21 protein-coding genes and 1 riboswitch are annotated in these 18,105 nt (G+C 35.8%); of the genes, 7 read left to right on the top strand and 14 right to left on the bottom strand.

Features of this window, described 5'->3' with window-relative positions:
- Positions 1-120 precede the first annotated feature (120 nt).
- Positions 121-2,337 carry a TonB-dependent receptor gene (locus tag GON26_RS15005; protein WP_160375594.1) on the top strand — a complete coding sequence of 739 codons (2,217 nt, stop codon included), beginning with the start codon at positions 121-123 and terminating at the stop codon, positions 2,335-2,337.
- Between the two features lie 65 nt (positions 2,338-2,402).
- On the opposite strand, the gene GON26_RS15000 is transcribed toward GON26_RS15005, so the two are convergent.
- A complete protein-coding gene (locus GON26_RS15000; protein WP_160375593.1) occupies positions 2,403-2,819 on the bottom strand; it encodes a Rieske (2Fe-2S) protein in 417 nt (138 codons plus the stop codon).
- A 156-nt stretch (positions 2,820-2,975) separates the two neighbouring features.
- Here GON26_RS15000 and greA point away from each other — a divergent pair, with 156 nt between their 5' ends.
- Both greA and GON26_RS14990 read left to right on the top strand, forming a co-directional pair.
- Positions 2,976-3,452: a transcription elongation factor GreA gene (gene greA, locus GON26_RS14995; protein ID WP_160375592.1), complete on the top strand. Its 477-nt coding sequence runs from the start codon at positions 2,976-2,978 to the stop codon at positions 3,450-3,452.
- Between the two features lie 10 nt (positions 3,453-3,462).
- Positions 3,463-3,852 carry an HIT family protein gene (locus GON26_RS14990; RefSeq protein WP_160375591.1) on the top strand — a complete coding sequence of 130 codons (390 nt, stop codon included), beginning with the start codon at positions 3,463-3,465 and terminating at the stop codon, positions 3,850-3,852.
- Positions 3,853-3,898: 46 nt separating this feature from the next.
- Here GON26_RS14990 and GON26_RS14985 read toward each other — a convergent pair whose 3' ends face one another.
- Positions 3,899-5,050 (bottom strand): sensor histidine kinase, encoded by a 1,152-nt coding sequence (locus tag GON26_RS14985; RefSeq protein WP_160375590.1) that lies wholly within the window; start codon positions 5,048-5,050, stop codon positions 3,899-3,901.
- 160 nt (positions 5,051-5,210) lie between these two features.
- Here GON26_RS14985 and GON26_RS14980 point away from each other — a divergent pair, with 160 nt between their 5' ends.
- The 4 genes from GON26_RS14980 to GON26_RS14965 all read left to right on the top strand — a co-directional run bounded on the left by GON26_RS14980 (position 5,211) and on the right by GON26_RS14965 (position 8,176).
- Positions 5,211-6,086, top strand: coding sequence for a flavin reductase family protein (locus GON26_RS14980; protein ID WP_160375589.1), 876 nt, complete (start codon positions 5,211-5,213; stop codon positions 6,084-6,086).
- A gap of 31 nt (positions 6,087-6,117) precedes the next feature.
- The gene (locus GON26_RS14975; RefSeq protein ID WP_160375588.1) at positions 6,118-6,489 is read left to right on the top strand and encodes a DUF3127 domain-containing protein; all 372 of its coding nucleotides are present in this window, start codon (positions 6,118-6,120) and stop codon (positions 6,487-6,489) included.
- Positions 6,490-6,743: 254 nt separating this feature from the next.
- Positions 6,744-7,382: a leucyl/phenylalanyl-tRNA--protein transferase gene (gene aat, locus GON26_RS14970; protein ID WP_160375587.1), complete on the top strand. Its 639-nt coding sequence runs from the start codon at positions 6,744-6,746 to the stop codon at positions 7,380-7,382.
- Entirely contained in the window at positions 7,382-8,176 is a 795-nt protein-coding gene (locus GON26_RS14965) for an MOSC domain-containing protein (RefSeq protein WP_160375586.1), read from the top strand. The genes aat and GON26_RS14965 overlap by 1 nt, the downstream gene beginning before the upstream one ends.
- Here GON26_RS14965 and GON26_RS14960 read toward each other — a convergent pair.
- The 12 genes from GON26_RS14960 to GON26_RS14905 form a co-directional block, all read right to left on the bottom strand.
- Positions 8,173-8,883 carry a HesA/MoeB/ThiF family protein gene (locus tag GON26_RS14960; protein ID WP_160375585.1) on the bottom strand — a complete coding sequence of 237 codons (711 nt, stop codon included), beginning with the start codon at positions 8,881-8,883 and terminating at the stop codon, positions 8,173-8,175. The two genes, GON26_RS14965 and GON26_RS14960, sit on opposite strands and share 4 nt — an antisense overlap.
- Before the next feature lie 78 nt (positions 8,884-8,961).
- Positions 8,962-10,092: a 2-iminoacetate synthase ThiH gene (gene thiH, locus GON26_RS14955; RefSeq protein ID WP_160375584.1), complete on the bottom strand. Its 1,131-nt coding sequence runs from the start codon at positions 10,090-10,092 to the stop codon at positions 8,962-8,964.
- 63 nt (positions 10,093-10,155) lie between these two features.
- Positions 10,156-10,533: a GxxExxY protein gene (locus GON26_RS14950; protein ID WP_160375583.1), complete on the bottom strand. Its 378-nt coding sequence runs from the start codon at positions 10,531-10,533 to the stop codon at positions 10,156-10,158.
- A gap of 135 nt (positions 10,534-10,668) precedes the next feature.
- Positions 10,669-11,445: a thiazole synthase gene (locus GON26_RS14945; protein WP_160375582.1), complete on the bottom strand. Its 777-nt coding sequence runs from the start codon at positions 11,443-11,445 to the stop codon at positions 10,669-10,671.
- Positions 11,426-12,064, bottom strand: coding sequence for a thiamine phosphate synthase (locus tag GON26_RS14940; protein WP_160375581.1), 639 nt, complete (start codon positions 12,062-12,064; stop codon positions 11,426-11,428). Before GON26_RS14940 ends, GON26_RS14945 begins: the two co-directional genes overlap by 20 nt.
- Positions 12,054-12,809: a hydroxymethylpyrimidine/phosphomethylpyrimidine kinase gene (locus GON26_RS14935; RefSeq protein WP_160375580.1), complete on the bottom strand. Its 756-nt coding sequence runs from the start codon at positions 12,807-12,809 to the stop codon at positions 12,054-12,056. The genes GON26_RS14940 and GON26_RS14935 overlap by 11 nt, the downstream gene beginning before the upstream one ends.
- Positions 12,776-13,378 carry a thiamine phosphate synthase gene (locus GON26_RS14930; RefSeq protein WP_160375579.1) on the bottom strand — a complete coding sequence of 201 codons (603 nt, stop codon included), beginning with the start codon at positions 13,376-13,378 and terminating at the stop codon, positions 12,776-12,778. Before GON26_RS14930 ends, GON26_RS14935 begins: the two co-directional genes overlap by 34 nt.
- A 95-nt stretch (positions 13,379-13,473) precedes the next feature.
- Positions 13,474-15,297: a phosphomethylpyrimidine synthase ThiC gene (thiC, locus tag GON26_RS14925; protein ID WP_160375578.1), complete on the bottom strand. Its 1,824-nt coding sequence runs from the start codon at positions 15,295-15,297 to the stop codon at positions 13,474-13,476.
- Positions 15,298-15,636: 339 nt separating this feature from the next.
- The gene (gene thiS, locus GON26_RS14920) at positions 15,637-15,843 is read right to left on the bottom strand and encodes a sulfur carrier protein ThiS (RefSeq protein ID WP_160375577.1); all 207 of its coding nucleotides are present in this window, start codon (positions 15,841-15,843) and stop codon (positions 15,637-15,639) included.
- Positions 15,844-15,929: 86 nt separating this feature from the next.
- A riboswitch (TPP riboswitch) is annotated at positions 15,930-16,026 on the bottom strand.
- 121 nt (positions 16,027-16,147) lie between these two features.
- A complete protein-coding gene (locus GON26_RS14915; protein ID WP_160375576.1) occupies positions 16,148-16,711 on the bottom strand; it encodes a DNA-3-methyladenine glycosylase I in 564 nt (187 codons plus the stop codon).
- Positions 16,711-17,412: a hypothetical protein gene (locus GON26_RS14910; protein WP_160375575.1), complete on the bottom strand. Its 702-nt coding sequence runs from the start codon at positions 17,410-17,412 to the stop codon at positions 16,711-16,713. Before GON26_RS14910 ends, GON26_RS14915 begins: the two co-directional genes overlap by 1 nt.
- A gap of 12 nt (positions 17,413-17,424) precedes the next feature.
- Positions 17,425-18,081, bottom strand: a complete 657-nt coding sequence (locus tag GON26_RS14905) for a queuosine precursor transporter (protein WP_160375574.1) — start codon at positions 18,079-18,081, stop codon at positions 17,425-17,427.
- Positions 18,082-18,105: the final 24 nt, after the last annotated feature.

Raw genomic sequence — 18,105 nt, 5'->3', positions numbered from 1 at the left:
AGCGAGTAATGTCGCTAAGGGAAAAAACGACAAATTTCTGCGTGCACTTTTTTGTCGTGAAACACATTTATTAATTTAACAAAAAGAATAATTCCCCCTTTTATTCGTAATTTTTTACGGATGAAAACATTTTTTAAAGGTGCTGAGGCACTAAGTTGCAAAGGTTCAAAGTTTTTTAAATTAAAAACTAAATCTATTTTCTTCACTCTATTTTCTATTTTCTATTCTCTATTTTCTTTGGCTCAAGTTCAGGATTCAACCAAGGTCAATTCGCTTGATGAGGTGCTGGTTTCTGCCGTTCGTGTTACGACCAAAACGCCAGTGAGTTTTAGTAATCTGGATAAAAAAGATATTAAAACCCGAAATCTGGGTCAGGATATTCCAGTTTTAATGAATTATTTGCCATCCGTAGTGACAACTTCTGATGCAGGAAATGGTTTTGGATATACCGGAATCAGAGTCCGCGGAAGCGATGCTACAAGAGTCAACGTTACAATAAACGGAATTCCCTATAACGATGCCGAGAGTCAGGGCACTTTTTGGGTAAATATGCCTGATTTTGCTTCTTCGGTAGAGAGTTTACAATTACAAAGAGGAGTAGGGACTTCAACCAATGGTTCAGGTGCTTTTGGAGCCAGTTTGAATATGCTGACCGATAATTATGCTACAAAAGCAAATGGAGAAATCTCCAATTCTATCGGAAGTTTTAATTCGCGTAAGCACACAGTAAAATTTAGTACAGGTTTGCTAAACGATCATTTTGAATTGGCTGGAAGGTTATCTGTTTTAAAATCGGACGGCTATATCGACAGAGCAAGTTCAGACTTAAAATCGTACTTTTTGCAGGGAACTTATGTTGGCAAAACAACTTTGATAAAAGCATTGGTTTTTGGCGGAACCGAAAAAACATACCAATCCTGGAATGGTTTGGAAGATCCTGAAAAACTAAAAAATGACAGAACGTATAATTCTGCCGGAGTTTACACAGATGAAGCTGGAAATACCCGTTTTTATGACAACGAAACCGATAATTATCAGCAAGATCATTATCAATTGCACTGGAGTGAATCTATTTCGGATAATTGGAGCAGTAATTTAGCTTTTCATTACACAAAAGGAAAAGGCTACTACGAAAACTACAAAGAGGATGCTGATATGGCAGAGTATGATTTAGTGCCAATTGATGCAATAACAACAACCGATTTGGTGCGTCAGAAATGGTTAGACAATGATTTTTACGGAACGACATTTTCATTAAAATATAAAAATGAAAAACTAGATATAATTTTGGGCGGAGGCTGGAATAAATATGAAGGCGATCATTTCGGAAAAGTAATTTGGGCCAGATATGCTTCTCAATCGGAGCTAGGAGATCATTATTACGATGATTATTCAGCTAAAACGGATGGTAATATTTTCGCAAAAGCAAATTATCAATTGACTGATGAATTAAGTTTTTATGGCGATTTACAATATCGAAATGTAACCTACAAAGCCAATAGTTTAGAAACAGGTTTAGTAGATGACAACTTCAATTTTTTTAATCCAAAAGCAGGGTTGAATTATGAATTGAATCAACAAAATACACTTTATTTCTCTTATGCAAGAGCCAATCGCGAACCTAACAGAACTGATTACGAAGGAGGAAACGTGAAGCCGGAAAAGCTAAATGATTTTGAGTTAGGCTGGCGATTCAATACAGAGAAATTTCAATTAAACACCAATTTCTATTATATGGGTTACAAAGACCAATTGGTGCTGACTGGTGAATTAAATGACGTAGGCGCTCCTTTAAGAGCAAATAGCGGTGATAGTTATAGATTAGGACTTGAGATTGATGCTACAATTCAGCTTTCAGAAAAATGGTTTTTGCAGCCTAATATTACGTTGAGTCAAAACAAAAATGAAGACTTTTATTTTACCAGAGATGGTGTTTTGACAAATTTAGGAGAAACCACTATTGCCTTTTCGCCAGAAATCATTGCAGGAAACCGTTTGACTTTTATGCCAATCAAAGACCTTCAGTTTTCCTTGCTTTCCAAGTTCGTAGGAGAGCAATTTATGGGGAATATTGATTCTGAGTTTTCTAAACTTGACAGCTATTTTGTTAACGATTTGAATGTTTCTTATGAGTTTAAACCCAAAACCATTTTTAAATCTATAATGGTTTCGTTATTAGTAAATAATATTTTCGATTTAAAATACGAAAGCAATGGGTATTTCTACACTTACGATGATAATTATTCGAATCCTCCTGCAATCACTACAATCGAAGGAGCGGGATATTATCCACAGGCAGGAACTAATTTATTAGCTGGATTAACATTGAAATTCTAAGATTTTATTTTATCGGAATAAAGGATACAAAAAAGCCTGAAAGTTTAAATTTTCAGGCTTTTTTATTAATTATAAACACGAACAACACTTCCGCTAATTTCAGTTTTATATTGTTTCATAGGATATTCTTTGTCTCCAAGACCAGTATATAAGCTGTAAGTGCTTTTGTCGCAGGAACAAACGGCATTTATACCGTCTATAGTCATGGCCACACAAGAATTCAAAGCCTGATTAGGACAAGCGGCATCAAAAGCAGTGTAGGAACCTTCGCCTACTTTCATCACGATTAAACCTTTGGCTCCAGCCGTAGTAATCATAACCGGATTGCTCGCGTATTTCAGATTATTGTATAACGGGAGGTTAGTGTCCAGTCTTTCGTTTATCGTATAATTGGGTATGTACGGATTATTGTTGCTTTTACTATTTTCGCTACATGAAAAAAGAATTGAAAGAAACAGGGTAAGGAGCCAGAATTTTTTCATAATTTTAAAAAGTATTAGTGAAACAAAAATAAATTATTTAGATTTGAAATCTATATGATTAACATATAATTATGTACTATTAAAAATAATAGTATATTTGTAATACAAAATCCCGTCCCGATGGGATTTTTTCTATTTTATATAAATGATGAAGTTATGAGTAATGTATCTTATTATACCGCAGAAGGATTAAAAAAATTAAAAGAGGAGTTGGAGCATTTAAAAAGTGTAATGCGTCCGAAGGCCTCTCAGGATATAGCAGAAGCAAGAGATAAAGGTGATTTATCTGAGAATGCAGAATATGACGCAGCAAAAGAAGCGCAAGGTTTATTAGAAATGAGAATTTCTAAACTGGAAGAAGTGTATTCGAATGCGAGATTAATAGACGAGTCACAATTAGATGTTTCGAAGGCGTTGGTGCTTTCTAATGTAAAAATTAAGAACCAAAGCAACGGAATGGAAATGAAATATACATTAGTTGCTGAAAGTGAAGCTGACTTAAAAACAGGTAAAATCTCTGTAACATCTCCTATCGGAAAAGGATTACTGGGAAAATCTGTTGGAGAAGTAGCTGAAATCACGGTTCCGAACGGTGTTTTGAAATTTGAAATTTTAGAAATTTCCCGCGATTAAATTAGTAAAGATGAGCACAATTTTTACCAAAATAGTAAACGGAGAAATTCCATGTTATAAAATTGCTGAAGATGATAATTTTTTAGCTTTTTTAGATGTAAACCCAAATGCAAAAGGACATACGCTATGTATTCCGAAGCAGGAAATCAACAAAATTTTCGATATCGAAGATGATTTGTATTTAGGGTTAATGGCTTTTTCGAAAAAAATTGCCATTGCTTTAGAAAAAACAGTTCCGTGCAAACGTGTAGGGATGGCTGTTGTAGGACTTGAAGTACCGCATGCCCACGTACATTTGATTCCATTAAACGAAATGGATGAAATGCGTTTTCTCAACAAAGTAGCACTGTCTAAAGATGAATTTGAAGCTTTAGCCAAAGATATTCAGGCGAATTTGTAAAATTTTTATTAAATAAAAATAAGTGAAGTGCAATGAAAGTAATTTTTTATTGCACTTTTTTATGGAATGAAATCTGAAAAGTAGTTCCTTTCCCAATTTCAGAGTTTAAGACTTTTATTTTTCCAAGATGGTATTCCTCAACAATTCTTTTGGTTAAGGAAAGCCCTAATCCCCAACCGCGTTTTTTGGTGGTAAAACCTGTTTCGAATATCGTTTTGAATTGTTTTTTTGGAATTCCTGAGCCTGAATCTTTTACATTTATTTTTACGTGATGTGCGTCTTGCTCAATCTGAAGGTCTAAAGTTCCTTTGCCTTTCATGGCGTCAATGGCATTTTTGACCAAATTTTCAATGGTCCAGCTATGCAACGTCGGATTGAACATAACAAAAATAGGTTCTTTCGGAACCTGATAAGAAAAAACCACCTGCTTAGAAAAACGGGATTGTAGATATTCGAAAGTATGTAAAGTTTCTGAAACAATATCCAGTGTTTCGAGTGCAGGAATAGAACCGATTTTGGAAAAACGGTCCGTAATAGTTTGCAGACGTTCAATGTCTTTTTCTATTTCCTCCGTGATAGACGGGTCGATTTCTTCTGTTTTTAATATTTCTACCCAGCCAATTAATGAAGACAAAGGTGTCCCGATTTGATGCGCTGTTTCTTTCGCCATTCCTGCCCAAAGTTTATTTTGAGTAGCCATTTTGGTGCTTTTGTAAAAATTGTATATCAAAGCAATAAACAAAAAGATAATCAGTAATAAAGCAATGGGATAATATTTTAGTTTATTAAGTAATTCCGAATTTCCGTAATACAGGGTTTGATATTTTCCGGAAACGTACTCAAATGTAATGGGTTCATTTTCATTTTTTAATTTTTGCAAAAACTGTCTTGATTTTTTTGCATCGTTCAGGATTTCATCAGGAACATTTCGTGTACTCAGAATTTTGCCATACATCGTTAGAATAACCGGTATCGAGGTATTGTTGTTAGAAATCTGCAGCGGAAGTTCGAGGTCGGTATTTTCGTCGGCATTGATTAATGCAATTTGCGAAGTAGCCAAAAGCCTCATTTTTAGCCTTTCTTCATTTTTAAAAATTTGAAAAAAAGTATAAGTGTTCCAAAGAATCAAAGAAATGATCGAAAAACAAATAAAGATAATGATCCAACGGGTAGTATTTCTTCTTTCAGAAAAATTCATAAACTAAATTTTGAGGTATAAATATAACGAATTTCGGAGCGTAATTATTTTGGCAGAGCTTAAAGATTTTTTATTTTTAAATCCTAAACTATTTCTTTGGCTTAAACCATTTCTCTATTTTTGTAGTTGCCGAAACGAGCTTCGGTTAAAACCAAAAATTATGATTAGTATTAATCCAAAAGAAATTCCAACAGCAAAATTACAAGGTTATTTGCAAAGTGCCATTGGTCCAAGACCTATTGCGTTTGCGAGTACGATTAGCGAAAAAGGAATTCCAAATTTGTCACCGTTTAGTTTTTTTAATGTATTCAGTGCCAATCCGCCTATTTTGGTTTTTTCACCTGCACGTCGTGTGCGTGATAATACCATAAAGCATACTTTAATCAATGCTGAAGCGACTGGTGAAGTGGTGATAAATGTGGTTAATTATGATTTGGTACAACAAACATCGCTGGCAAGTACTGAATATGGAGAAGGCGTAAACGAATTTCTAAAAGCCGGATTAACACAAATCCCGTCTGATTTGGTGAAACCGTATCGCGTAAAAGAGTCTCCCGTGCAGTTTGAATGCAAGGTTACGCAGATTATTCCTTTAGGAACAGAGGGCGGCGCCGGAAATTTGATTCTTTGTGAAGTGGTCAAAATTCATATTCACGAAGCTATTCTGGATGAAAATGGCGCTATCGATCAGCATAAAATCGATTTGGTTTCGAGATTAGGAAATAATTGGTATTCAAGGTCTAACCAAGGACTTTTTGAAGTGCCAAAACCGCTTACAACTTTAGGGGTAGGAGTTGATGTGATTCCGAATTTCATCAAGGAAAGCCCCGTTTTTAATGGAAATGATCTTGGGAAATTAGGCAACATTGAGTCCTTGCCTACAACGGAAGAAGTTACTATATTTGTAAAAGAAAATTTTTCTGTGAAAGGAGTTTTAAGCTCCGATGATCAGGAAAAAATTCATTTGGAAGCAAAAAAATATCTCAATAAAGATGATATTGCATCGGCCTGGAAAGTGCTTTTAGCCAAGAAATAAGAAAAGAAACAATTTATAAATAAAGAAGAAGATGGAAGTTACAGGAAAAGTAAAAGTGGTTAATCCGGAGCAACAAGTTAGTGCTGCATTCAAAAAAAGAGAATTGGTTGTTACAACAGATGAGCAATATCCTCAGCATATTTTAATTGAGTTTACTCAGGATAAATGTGATTTATTGAGCAGTTACAAACAAGGTGAAGCGGTTAAAGTTTCTATCAATTTAAGAGGAAGAGAGTGGGTTAATCCACAAGGAGAAACTAGATATTTTAACAGTATTCAAGGTTGGAGAATCGAAAGATTAGCACCTGAAGGTCCTGCGCAAACACCGCCAATGCCAGCTGCAGAAGCTTTTGCACCAGCTACAAACCTAAACGAAGACGAGCCAGACGATTTACCTTTCTAAAAAAGGTAAAATCCCAATAATAAAATTCCAAATTCCAAATCATTATCGTGTATTTGGGATTTGGAATTTTGTTTTTTTGTTCTTTTTCATTAAAATAAATGAGAACTTTACACATAGTTTTTCAGTTCTGAAATGACAAGATTGCGGAAATCTGGAATTTAAACATGAGCGATAGCAAACTGCCGAAGCCATTTCAGTATTCAAATTTCTCACTTGGAATTTGGAATTTTAAAATTTGATTATTTTTTAAAAAGATGCACTACATATTCAACGATTTATATTTTCCACCCGTTTCCCAAGCCGATGAAGAAGGAGTTCTTGCCGTTGGAGGAGATTTATCGCCCGAACGTTTAGAACTAGCTTACAAAAGCGGAATTTTTCCCTGGTTTAATGAAGGAGAGCCGATACTTTGGTGGGCACCGGACCCAAGAATGGTGTTATTTCTGGACGAATTGATTGTCTCAAAAAGTATGCGGAATATCTTGAATAGAAATCTATTTAAAGTTACTTTTAATCAGGATTTTGCAGCCGTTATTTCAAACTGTCAGGAAATAAAACGTGAAGGACAAAACGGAACTTGGATTTCAAACGAAATGATTGAAGCCTATTGTCACCTGCATACTGAAGGAATCGCAAAATCAGTTGAGGTTTGGCAGGATGAGGTGTTGGTTGGAGGTTTGTACGGAATAGATTTAGGTCATGTTTTTTGTGGCGAAAGTATGTTTTCGAAAGTTTCGAATGCTTCAAAAGTAGCTTTTATAGCATTGGTTGATTATTTAAAAAAAGAAAATTATAAACTATTAGATTGTCAGGTTTATAATCCGCATCTGGAGAGTTTGGGCTGTCGCGAAATTGATCGTGAGGAATTTATGTCTATTTTAAAAAGTAAGTAATGAGTGCGAGTTTCATTGTAAAAGAAATTTTTATTTATCCGATAAAAAGTTTGGCTGGTATAACTTGTGAAAAGGCTTTCGCCGAAGAAATGGGTTTCGAAAATGACCGCCGTTGGATGTTAATCGATGCTGACAATCAAATGCTAACGCAGCGGGAACATCGCATCATGAGTCAGTTTTATCCACAGATTTCAGACGGAAAAATAAGCATTACTTTTCAGGATCATAAACATGAATTTTCGATAAAGGAACATCTTGAAAATTCCATTAAAGTCAATGTCTGGGATGATAAAAGTGACGTAGTTGAGGTAAATCATGCAACTTCAAAATGGTTTAGCGAGCATTTAGGATTTGAGTGTAAATTAGTCAAAATCATCAAAAACGGAGCTCGTAAACACGAAAGTTCGAGATTGAAAGAAACTTTCAATGTGAGTCTTGCCGATGGTTATCCTTATTTATTGATTGGTTCAAAAAGTCTTGATTTTTTGAATGAAAAATTAGAAGAAAAAATTACGATTAAAAGATTCCGTCCCAATATTGTGATCAGTAGTGAAGTTCCTCATGAAGAAGATCATTTTGATACTTTTAGCATTGGCGAAGTAAATTTCAAAAATGTAAAACCCTGCGGAAGATGTATTATGGTCAATAACGACCCTCAAAATGGTAAATTAAAAAAGGAGCCTTTAAAGACTCTGAGCACGTACAGAGCAGTAGATAATTCCGTTTTGTTCGGGACTAATATTGTGAGTTTAAACAGCGGAACAATAAGCGTTGGGGATAAAGTTGTTGTCTAAAAATTTAACTTTGTAAAACTCCAATTCAAGGTGTTAAAAAGCACTAATTCATTTTTTAAAGTAGGTAATTCCAAAATCAATTTGAGTGTTTCATGTGCCATCATGGTACCGATAATTCCGGGTAAAGTTCCTAAAACGCCATTCAGATTACAATTCGGAACCTCTTTTGGATTTGGCATTTCCGGAAATAAATCACGTAGATTTTTACTTCCGTTAAGGTTAAAAATCGCAACTTGACCTTCGAATTTTAAAATGCTTCCATAAACCAATGGTTTTTGAAATGCAACACACGTATCATTGACCAAATATCGTGTAGCAAAATTATCAGAACCATCAACGATTACATCGTATTGGGGAATGATTTTTTCTGCATTTTCAGCAGTCAGTTTTTCAGGAATGGCCACCACTTCAATCAATGGATTTAGTTTTTCTAAAACACTTTTGGCTACCAAAGCTTTGTTTTCGCCAACCTGATTTTCTGTATATAAAATTTGTCGGTGTAAATTGTGAATTTCGATAGTATCAAAATCGATTATACCGATACAACCCACTCCAGCGGTAGAAATGTATTGCAAAACAGGACAGCCCAAACCGCCAGCTCCAATAACCAGAATTTTGGCTTTTTTTAGTTTTTCCTGGCCTTCATCTCCAATTTCTGGAAGTATAGTTTGTCGGTTATAACGTAGAAATTCTTGAATAATAGTCATTTTGGGAATTTTAGATTTTAGATTGTTGATTTGGAATTTAAGATTTAAGATTTAGGATTTTGAATTGGAATTTGGAATTTAAATTTTGGAATTTATTGAACTATAGCTTTTACTCCAATCCTTCCAAACGGGCTCATAACCTCGTTTTGTGATGATTTCTGCAATTTCTTTGGCAGAACGCTCGTCGTTAATTTCAAATTGTTCCAAAGATTGGGGATCCACCACATAACCACCCGGATTGGTTTTAGAACCGGCACTCATACTGGTAACACCAATCGGAATGATATTGTTTCTGAACTTTTCATTCTCTCTAGTCGAAATGGAGATTTCTAAATCTTCATTCCACAAGCGATAAGCACAAATCAGCTGTGTTAAATCTTTATCATCCATAATAAAATTGGGTTCGATGATGCCTTCTGCTGGGCGTAACCTCGGAAATGAGACAGAATATTTAGTCTGCCAGTACTGCTTCTGTAAATAATCTAAATGCAGCGCATTAAAAAAGCTGTCGGTTCGCCAATCTTCCAAACCCAATAAAACCCCTAAACCTATTTTATGAATTCCTGCAGCGCCAATTCTGTCAGGCGTTTCCAGACGAAAATCGAAATTTGATTTTTTGCCTTTTGTATGGTACTTTTTATACACTTCCTGATGATACGTTTCCTGATACACCAAAACCGAATAAACACCTGCTTGATGTAATTGTTCGTATTCCTCTGTGGAAAGCGGCTGAACTTCAACAGAAATTAAGGAGAATTGATGCTTTATTAAATCAATTGCGTTCAGGAAATAATTGATATTTACCGTATAATTGGCTTCACCAGTAACCAATAAAACGTGATCGAAACCAGCGTCTTTCAAAGCTTCAACTTCCAATTTAATTTCAGAATCCAAAAGTGTTTTTCGTTTGATTTTATTATCTAAACTAAAACCACAATAGGTGCAGATGTTCTGGCATTCATTGCTCAAATAAAGCGGCGCATACATTTGGATGGTTTTGCCAAAACGTTTTTTTGTGATTTCATGGCATTCCTGCGCCATTTGCTCTAAATAATTTTGCGCAACAGGAGAAATCAATACCAAAAAATCATCGAGATTTCGTTTGGTTTTAGCCAAAGAACGCTCGACATCTTTTGATGTAGTTTGGTATATTTTAGATTGAATAGTATTCCAATTATAGTTTTCAAAAACTGATTTGAATGTTTTCATGTTTTTTGTTTCACGCAGATTTTAAACAGATTTATGCAGATTAAAATTGATTTTTTTTAATCGTTATACTTTATTTGCAATTCTTTTAATATTATCTAGGATGCTCAAAGTGTTGAAATTCACTAGTAGCCCTAGTTTTTTATTTGTAAGTCTTAGATAAGTAGCCATTTGCTTGTAATGTATTGGTGCTAGTTCTTCAACTGATTTTAATTCAATTATTACTTTATCTTCAACTAGCAAATCGAGTTTGAAAGCACCTTCAAGAATGATTTCTTCATAAGAAATTTGAACTTCTACTTGTTTTTGAACTTTTAGATCAAGTTTTGTCAATTCATAAAGTAATGCACTCTCATATACAGATTCAAATAGTCCTGGTCCTAAATTATTATATACTTTAAAAATAGCTCCTCTAATTTTATATGATAATTCGTTTTCTGTCATGACTTTTTTCATTTTTGATTAGTCATAAAAATAAAGATTTTTCTTATTTTAACTCAGTTTTTTTTCAGATAATACAGTAATTAAAAATCTTTTTTTTAATCTGCATAAATCTGTTTAAAATCTGCGTGAAACAATTTACTCATATAAAAATGAAGTCAAAGGACTCGAAGCCACAGCATAATTTTGTTGATTGGCGAGTTTGGCTTCAAAAGCCTTTCGGCCGGCGATTACTGCTTCTCTAAAAGCTTCTGCCATTAATCTAGGATTTCCGGCGACGGCAATTGCAGTGTTTACCAAAACCGCATCAGCACCCATTTCCATGGCTTTCGCAGCATCTGACGGAGCACCAATTCCAGCATCTACGATAACAGGAACATTACTTTGTTCGATAATAATTTCCAGAAAATCAATGGTTTTCAAACCTTTATTACTGCCAATCGGAGAGCCTAATGGCATTACCGCAGTTGTTCCTGCATTTTCTAAATGTTTGCACAAAACGGGGTCAGCGTGGATATAAGGCAGCACAAAAAAGCCAAGCTTGGCTAGTTCTTCGGTAGCTTTTAAAGTCTCGATTGGGTCGGGCATCAGGTATTTTGGGTCAGGATGAATTTCGAGTTTTACCCAATTGGTTTCAAGCGCTTCCCTGGCGAGTTGCGCAGCAAAAACAGCCTCTTTCGCGTTTCTGGCTCCCGATGTATTCGGTAATAAATGAATATTTGGATGTTGTAAATGTGCTAAAATTGCATCGGTTTCGGTTTCCAGATCGATTCGTTTTAAGGCAACCGTTACCAATTCGCTTCCTGAGGCTAAAATAGCTTCTTCCATTTCTTTATTCGAACCAAATTTTCCTGTCCCTAAAAATAGGCGGGACGTTAGGGTTTTGTCTCCGATATTAAACAATGACGTTTGCATATAATTTTTGATTAAGTTCTTGAATTAGTTTTTCTTTTTGATTACTTTTCGTAATCATTCCGGAAACGGCAATGCCATGAATTCCGGTTGTCATTAAGCTTTCGATATTTTCTAAAGTAATGCCGCCAATAGCATAAACAGGTGTTGGAATGTTTTCGATTTTCATTTTATTAAGAATAGAAGTATAACCTTCAAGCCCCAAAATCGGACTCAGTTTTTCCTTGGTTTCTGTAAATTGAAAAGGACCCAATCCAATATAATCGCAGCCATTCTGTGTCTGAAAAAGGACATCTTCAAAAGTATTAGCAGTAGCTCCAATGATTTTGGTAGCTCCTAAAATCGCTCTTGCTTCAGGAATTTTCATATCCGTTAATCCTAAATGCACGCCATCAGCAACAATTTGCTGAGCAAGAGGAACATTGTCGTTTACGATAAAATTCGCCAGATATTCTTCGCATAAAATTTTTGTAGCTTCCGCCAAAGTAAAAATATTTTTCTCAGACTGATTTTTAAATCGCATTTGTATCCAGTCACATCCTGCGTCTAAGGCTTGTTGAATATTTTGTAATTGTTGTTCGACAGTATTACCCTGGGAAATATATTGCAGTTTATTGTACATAGTGATATCCGATTAAAGTTGATGTTGAGCTCAGGTATTTCTCGATATAAATTTTAGCATTTTTACACGCCTCTTCTTTAGATTGTTTCAAAGCTAAATTGGCAGCAATTGCTGAAGATAGCACACAGCCGGAACCGTGTTTTTCGTAATAATTGTTTTCAGAAGGGAATAGTTCAATAATTTCATTTTTTAGAAATAAATAATCAGTTCCAATGGCAGCATTGTTATGTCCGCCTTTTAATAAAATGGTGGTTGAAATTTGGTTTTTTATCGAAAGTTTTTCAAAAGTAAAGTCAGGAAAAAGCTGTAGTATTTCATTGTAATTGGGGGTTATTAAGTCCATTTTTGATAAAATTTCCATCAGTAATTCTTTGTTTTTGATCGAAATAAAATCAAATTGGGTCGATGATTTTAAAACAGTATCCCAAATGATTTGTGTTTGAGGCGAAAGGTATTTTATTGTGGAAACAATTTGATTTAGATATTCCAATGAAGGTACAATACCAATTTTAACCACTTCGATTTTATAATTTCCGAATAGTTTTTCGATGGATCGAATGACAAAATCCAGATCAGTCCACTGAATTTCATAAAAATGATTCTCGGTCTGAATCGTATTGGCAGTTGAAATGGCAAAACCCGAAACCTGGTGTTGTTCAAATGTTTTGATATCTGCCAAAACACCTGCACCACCAGAAGGGTCGAAACCTGCTATCGAGAGTACGTATGGGCGATTTTTTGGCATAATTTGAATTGGTTTAAAAGGTTTTCATTGTTCCATATAGTTCCTAAGAGTGCGACGTCGTCAAAACCACTTTCAAGTGTTTTTGTGATGTTTTCAGAGGTTATTCCGCCCAAAGCAATGACTTTGGTTTTAAAATTGGTTCGCGATTTTATAGCTTCAACAAGATTGGTATTCGGAAGGTAATTTTGCTTTGAAATACTTGGGAAAACAGGACTCAGAAAAGCATAATCAAAATGATTTTCTAGTGTATTAAAATCATCTATTGAGTGCGTAGATGTTGATTTATACCGACAAGGTTTTGAAAATCTTGCAGGAAAGTCATTAGCATGTTTTCTATCTTTTTCCGAAAAATGAATTCGATTTATTCCAAAATCATCTGCCAATTGATGATGCGTGTGCAAAGCCAGTTTCTCTCGATAATTCGATTTTATTTGTTGAAGAAATTGCTGCATTTCTGCCAATGAATAACCCGGTTTTCGAACATGAAATAAATCCAATCCATCCTCAAAAAGGGAATGAATAATGTCGATTTCGTCCCGCAACGCAATAGGATTTGAAAATACAATCATATTTTTTGTTTTTTGTGAAAAATGAAAAATGTGAAAGGTGAAATGTGAAATGTCAACAATGTTTGCATCTCACATTTCACAAAAATCATCTCACATTAGATATAAATTTCTTTCCCCTGTTCGATAAATTCCTCTGATTTCTCCTGCATACCTTTTTCGGCGGCAGCGACATCACGAATTTCCTGAGAGATTTTCATAGAGCAGAATTTTGGTCCACACATCGAGCAAAAGTGAGCGACTTTGGCACCATCCGCCGGAAGGGTTTCATCGTGAAATTCTCTTGCTGTATCAGGATCAAGCGCCAGATTAAACTGATCTTCCCAACGGAATTCAAAACGGGCTTTACTTAACGCATTATCACGATATTGTGCTCCCGGATGCCCTTTGGCCAAATCGGCAGCGTGAGCCGAAATTTTATAAGTAATCACACCATCTTTTACATCTTTTTTATTGGGTAAACCAAGGTGTTCTTTTGGCGTTACATAACACAACATCGCACAGCCATACCAGCCAATCATAGCAGCTCCAATGGCTGAAGTAATATGGTCGTAACCCGGCGCAATATCAGTGGTTAAAGGGCCTAAAGTATAAAATGGAGCTTCGTGACAATGTTCTAATTGTTTGTCCATATTCTCTTTTATCATGTGCATTGGCACGTGTCCCGGACCTTCAATAAAAACCTGAACATCGTGTTTCCATGCAATTTTTGTCAACTCTCCTAAAGTTTCTAATTCGGCGAATTGTGCGGCATCGTTGGCATCTGCAATGGATCCCGGACGCAAACCATCACCCAGCGAAAAAGCTACATCGTATTGCTTCATGATTTCGCAGATTTCCTCGAAGTGCGTGTATAAAAAGTTCTCTTTATGATGATACAGACACCATTTTGCCATAATCGAACCGCCACGCGAAACGATTCCCGTAACACGATTAGCAGTCAGATGGATGTAGCGTAATAATACACCTGCGTGAATGGTAAAATACGAAACGCCTTGCTCAGCTTGTTCGATTAAAGTATCTCGGAAAATTTCCCAAGTTAAATCTTCGGCGATTCCTTTTACTTTTTCTAAAGCCTGATAAATTGGCACAGTCCCGATTGGTACGGGCGAATTACGAATGATCCATTCTCTGGTTTCGTGGATGTTTTTTCCTGTTGATAAATCCATAATCGTGTCGGCTCCCCAACGGCAGGCCCAAACGGCTTTTTCAACTTCTTCTTCGATGCTCGAAGTCACGGCACTGTTTCCAATATTGGCGTTTATTTTGACCAGGAAATTACGTCCCACAATCATGGGTTCGCTTTCAGGATGGTTGATGTTATTGGGGATAATGGCTCTTCCGCAGGCTACTTCGCTACGGACAAATTCTGGGGTAATTTTGCTTTTTGGCGTGTTAGCTCCAAAACTATGTCCTGCGTGCTGGCATTGCATTGCCTGAGTTTGCTCATTTATAAGTTCAATTCGTTGGTTTTCACGAATCGCAATATATTCCATTTCTGGGGTGATGATACCTTGTTTAGCGTAATATAACTGGGTTACATTCGCACCTTTTTTGGCACGTTTGGGTTGGTGTAAATATTCGAATCGAAGGTGATTTAACGTTTCATCTTTCAAACGGGTTTGGCCGTAATCGGAGCTTATTTCGGAGAGGATTTCGACATCGTTTCGATCTAAAATCCAATTTTCGCGAAGACGGGGAAGTCCTTTTCTAATGTCGATTTCGATATTTGGATCGGTGTAAGGACCTGAAGTATCGTAAATGGTTACCGGAGGATTTTTCTCGATTCCGCCATTTGAAAGTTTGGTGTCGCTTAGTATGACTTCGCGCATGGCCACTTTTATAGGATGAATTTCGCCATCTATATAGACTTTTTTAGAATTGGGAAAAGGGGTTCTGGAAATTTGTTCTTCGTGGTTCATAGCTAATTATGGATTTAAGATTTTAGAGTGTAGATTTTAGATTGATTTTGATTGTGAATTTGTTGAATGTGAAATGTGAAATGTGAAATGTGAAATGTTCTGTAGAGACGCACTGCTGTGCGTCTTTTCTGTAGAGGCGCTGCTGTGCGACTGTCTTTACAATTTGAATTTGATTTTTGAAATTTATTCTTTCTGCCAGGGATAGGAGTGGAAAGCCCGTAAAGGAGAAAACCGTAAAAAACAAGGAGCAGGGAAGCGACCAGCGGAAGCTTTTTTGCGACTATGTTTTTGTGGTTTACGACTGCGGACTTGAAACGGATAGCCCGTCCGGCAGCCTAATTATCCTCCTTGTGTGGCGGAAATAATTAGAATCTCGTCAGTTTCCTGTAGGAGGTGCTGGCTCCAATTTATTTTTGGAACAACGGTGTTGTTGATAGCAACGGCGATTCCGTTTTGTTTGTTTGGAATTTCGAGATCGAGCAACGATTGAACGCTGAGCGTATCGGCACTGAATTGTTTTGTCTGATGGTTGATTTTTAGTTCCATTCCTATATTTTTTTAGGTTTAACAGCGATTCACTACTGTGAATTTCTACCTTAGGAATGGCTACAATTACGCATAAAAATGCGCGCAGAAGTCATCTTACTTTTCCCTACGCTAGTATGAACTAGATCAGGTTCAGAGGGTAAAATCTCAGCCTACAAGTTGTAGACACCCCTAAAGTGTGAAGCAAATATAAGTGTTTTTTGTTTAAAAGTTTTAAAAAAGTTTCAGGTTTGCTTCGTCAATTCAGCTTTTCAGCCTTGGGTCAGGTTTCATGTTTTCACTCGAAACTGAAAATAGACACTGTTTACTGGCTTCTTTTCCAGCAATCTTCCGTATGATCGTTGACCATTCCGGTGGCTTGCATGTGTGCGTAAATTACGGTGGAACCTACAAATTTGAAGCCTCGTTTTTTTAAATCTTTGCTGATCTCGTCTGAAAGAGGAGTTGTTGCAGGGACGTCTTTTGAGGTTTTGGGTTTATTGTCGATGGTTTTTCCGTTGGTAAATTTCCAGATATAAGCCGAAAAACTTCCAAATTCTTCCTGGACTTTTATAAAAGCTTGCGCGTTTGAAACTGCCGATCTTATTTTAAGTTTGTTGCGAATGATTCCCGTGTCTTGGAGTAAAGATTCGATTTTGTCTTCGGGATATTGGGCTATTTTTTTATAATCGAAATGGTCAAAAGCAGCTCTGAAATTCTCTCTTTTGTTGAGAATAGTAATCCAGCTCAAACCCGCCTGGAAAGTTTCAAGAATCAAAAATTCGAACAACGAAGCATCATCGTAAACAGGAACACCCCATTCTTCGTCATGGTATTTTTTGTATAAATCACTGGCGGTACACCAGCTGCATCGCATTACGTTTTCCATTATTTTCCTATTTGCCAATGATATCCTTTTACACTCGGAATATAGGCGTTACTTCCAATAATAATCAAATCAGTGTAAGTTTTTTGGTTGAATTTTATGCCTATCGCATTGCCTGAAGTGTACATTTTATTTTCCTTAAAACTTACTTTCATACTAGCGTCATTAAATTTTGCATCCGAAACTTTTTCTACAAACCAGGTTTTGTGCCACTTGATTGCAATTTCATCTTCGGCAATTTTGGTGATACTTTTTATTAATTTAATGCCGTCTTTTGGAATGTTGTAATTCTTTGTGAGCTCCTTTTGGGTTAGCGTTTGTCCTATCTTGCAATCGGCTAACATTTTGCGGAAATAAATAAAACTTGCAACTTTTTCGGTTTGTGAATTTTCGGCCTCTGGAGTTTGATCAGCAATAGTATCCGGGTTTTTTGCTTTCTTTTTTTTGCCTTTGGAATTTGGTTTTCTTTCTGTAATTTCTTTTTCCGAAACAGTTTTTTTCAAAACGCTTTTAGCAATTACGGAATCATTAGGAATTCCGGGGATAGTATCTGTTACAAGCGTATCTTTTGCTTTGCTTATTAGGGACTCAGTACTTTTTTTAGAGACTACAATGTTTTTTTGTTGCTGCTTTTTTTCGTCTTTACCACAACTTAAAAAAAGACAGCTTATAAAAAGAATACTAAGAGAATAATGTTTTTTCATAACTAAGGAACCTTAATCTGAGTTGTCTTCTTTTAAATATTTTTTGATTAAATGATGTCCGGCATAAATCAGGGGAGTTAGTAAAACGGCAACTGAAAGTTTGAAAACATAACCCGTTAATGCCGAAGAAATAAAGGTATCAAAATCTATTTTTCCGGGTAGCCAAAATGCAATTCCTAGTACAATAAATGAATCGAAAAGCTGCGAAATTATTGTTGAACCTGTAGTTCTAAGCCATATTTTTTTGTCACCTGTTCTGTTTTTAAAAAACCAAAAAACGCTTACATCGATCAGTTGCGAAACCATAAAAGCAATAATACTTCCCACAATAATCCACATACTTTGCCCAAAAACTGCCTGAAACTGTTCGTCATTTACTGGGCTTATTCCTTTAGCAGCCGGAATGGTGAGTGCCATAAATAAAATAATAAAGGCATACGCAATTAGACAGGCGGTTATAAAAGAGAGTTTTTTAACGCCCTTTTCTCCAAAATATTCATTGATTAAATCGGTTGTTAAAAAAACAATTGGCCATGGCAAAATCCCAATACTCATTACAAAAGGACCAATCTGAATGAGTTTACCGCCAATAAGCTCCGCTACAACAGCATTCGTTATAAAAATCCCGGCCAGAATTACAAAAACAATTTCTTTTTTGGTCTTAAACATAAAGTAAGTTTAGTTTCAGGTTAT

Origin of the sequence: Flavobacterium hydrocarbonoxydans, from assembly GCF_009789235.1 — a bacterium.
GTDB classification, from domain to species: Bacteria; Bacteroidota; Bacteroidia; order Flavobacteriales; family Flavobacteriaceae; genus Flavobacterium; species Flavobacterium hydrocarbonoxydans.
This window is presented reverse-complemented; position numbering and strand designations above follow the sequence as displayed.

Coding starts and splice junctions, on each gene's coding strand:
- GON26_RS15005 (WP_160375594.1), top strand. CDS start 121: ATGAAAACATTTTTTAAAGGTGCTGAGGCACTAAGTTGCAAAGGTTCA.
- GON26_RS15000 (WP_160375593.1), bottom strand. CDS start 2,819: ATGAAAAAATTCTGGCTCCTTACCCTGTTTCTTTCAATTCTTTTTTCA.
- greA (WP_160375592.1), top strand. CDS start 2,976: ATGAGTAATGTATCTTATTATACCGCAGAAGGATTAAAAAAATTAAAA.
- GON26_RS14990 (WP_160375591.1), top strand. CDS start 3,463: ATGAGCACAATTTTTACCAAAATAGTAAACGGAGAAATTCCATGTTAT.
- GON26_RS14985 (WP_160375590.1), bottom strand. CDS start 5,050: ATGAATTTTTCTGAAAGAAGAAATACTACCCGTTGGATCATTATCTTT.
- GON26_RS14980 (WP_160375589.1), top strand. CDS start 5,211: ATGATTAGTATTAATCCAAAAGAAATTCCAACAGCAAAATTACAAGGT.
- GON26_RS14975 (WP_160375588.1), top strand. CDS start 6,118: ATGGAAGTTACAGGAAAAGTAAAAGTGGTTAATCCGGAGCAACAAGTT.
- aat (WP_160375587.1), top strand. CDS start 6,744: ATGCACTACATATTCAACGATTTATATTTTCCACCCGTTTCCCAAGCC.
- GON26_RS14965 (WP_160375586.1), top strand. CDS start 7,382: ATGAGTGCGAGTTTCATTGTAAAAGAAATTTTTATTTATCCGATAAAA.
- GON26_RS14960 (WP_160375585.1), bottom strand. CDS start 8,883: ATGACTATTATTCAAGAATTTCTACGTTATAACCGACAAACTATACTT.
- thiH (WP_160375584.1), bottom strand. CDS start 10,092: ATGAAAACATTCAAATCAGTTTTTGAAAACTATAATTGGAATACTATT.
- GON26_RS14950 (WP_160375583.1), bottom strand. CDS start 10,533: ATGACAGAAAACGAATTATCATATAAAATTAGAGGAGCTATTTTTAAA.
- GON26_RS14945 (WP_160375582.1), bottom strand. CDS start 11,445: ATGCAAACGTCATTGTTTAATATCGGAGACAAAACCCTAACGTCCCGC.
- GON26_RS14940 (WP_160375581.1), bottom strand. CDS start 12,064: ATGTACAATAAACTGCAATATATTTCCCAGGGTAATACTGTCGAACAA.
- GON26_RS14935 (WP_160375580.1), bottom strand. CDS start 12,809: ATGCCAAAAAATCGCCCATACGTACTCTCGATAGCAGGTTTCGACCCT.
- GON26_RS14930 (WP_160375579.1), bottom strand. CDS start 13,378: ATGATTGTATTTTCAAATCCTATTGCGTTGCGGGACGAAATCGACATT.
- thiC (WP_160375578.1), bottom strand. CDS start 15,297: ATGAACCACGAAGAACAAATTTCCAGAACCCCTTTTCCCAATTCTAAA.
- thiS (WP_160375577.1), bottom strand. CDS start 15,843: ATGGAACTAAAAATCAACCATCAGACAAAACAATTCAGTGCCGATACG.
- GON26_RS14915 (WP_160375576.1), bottom strand. CDS start 16,711: ATGGAAAACGTAATGCGATGCAGCTGGTGTACCGCCAGTGATTTATAC.
- GON26_RS14910 (WP_160375575.1), bottom strand. CDS start 17,412: ATGAAAAAACATTATTCTCTTAGTATTCTTTTTATAAGCTGTCTTTTT.
- GON26_RS14905 (WP_160375574.1), bottom strand. CDS start 18,081: ATGTTTAAGACCAAAAAAGAAATTGTTTTTGTAATTCTGGCCGGGATT.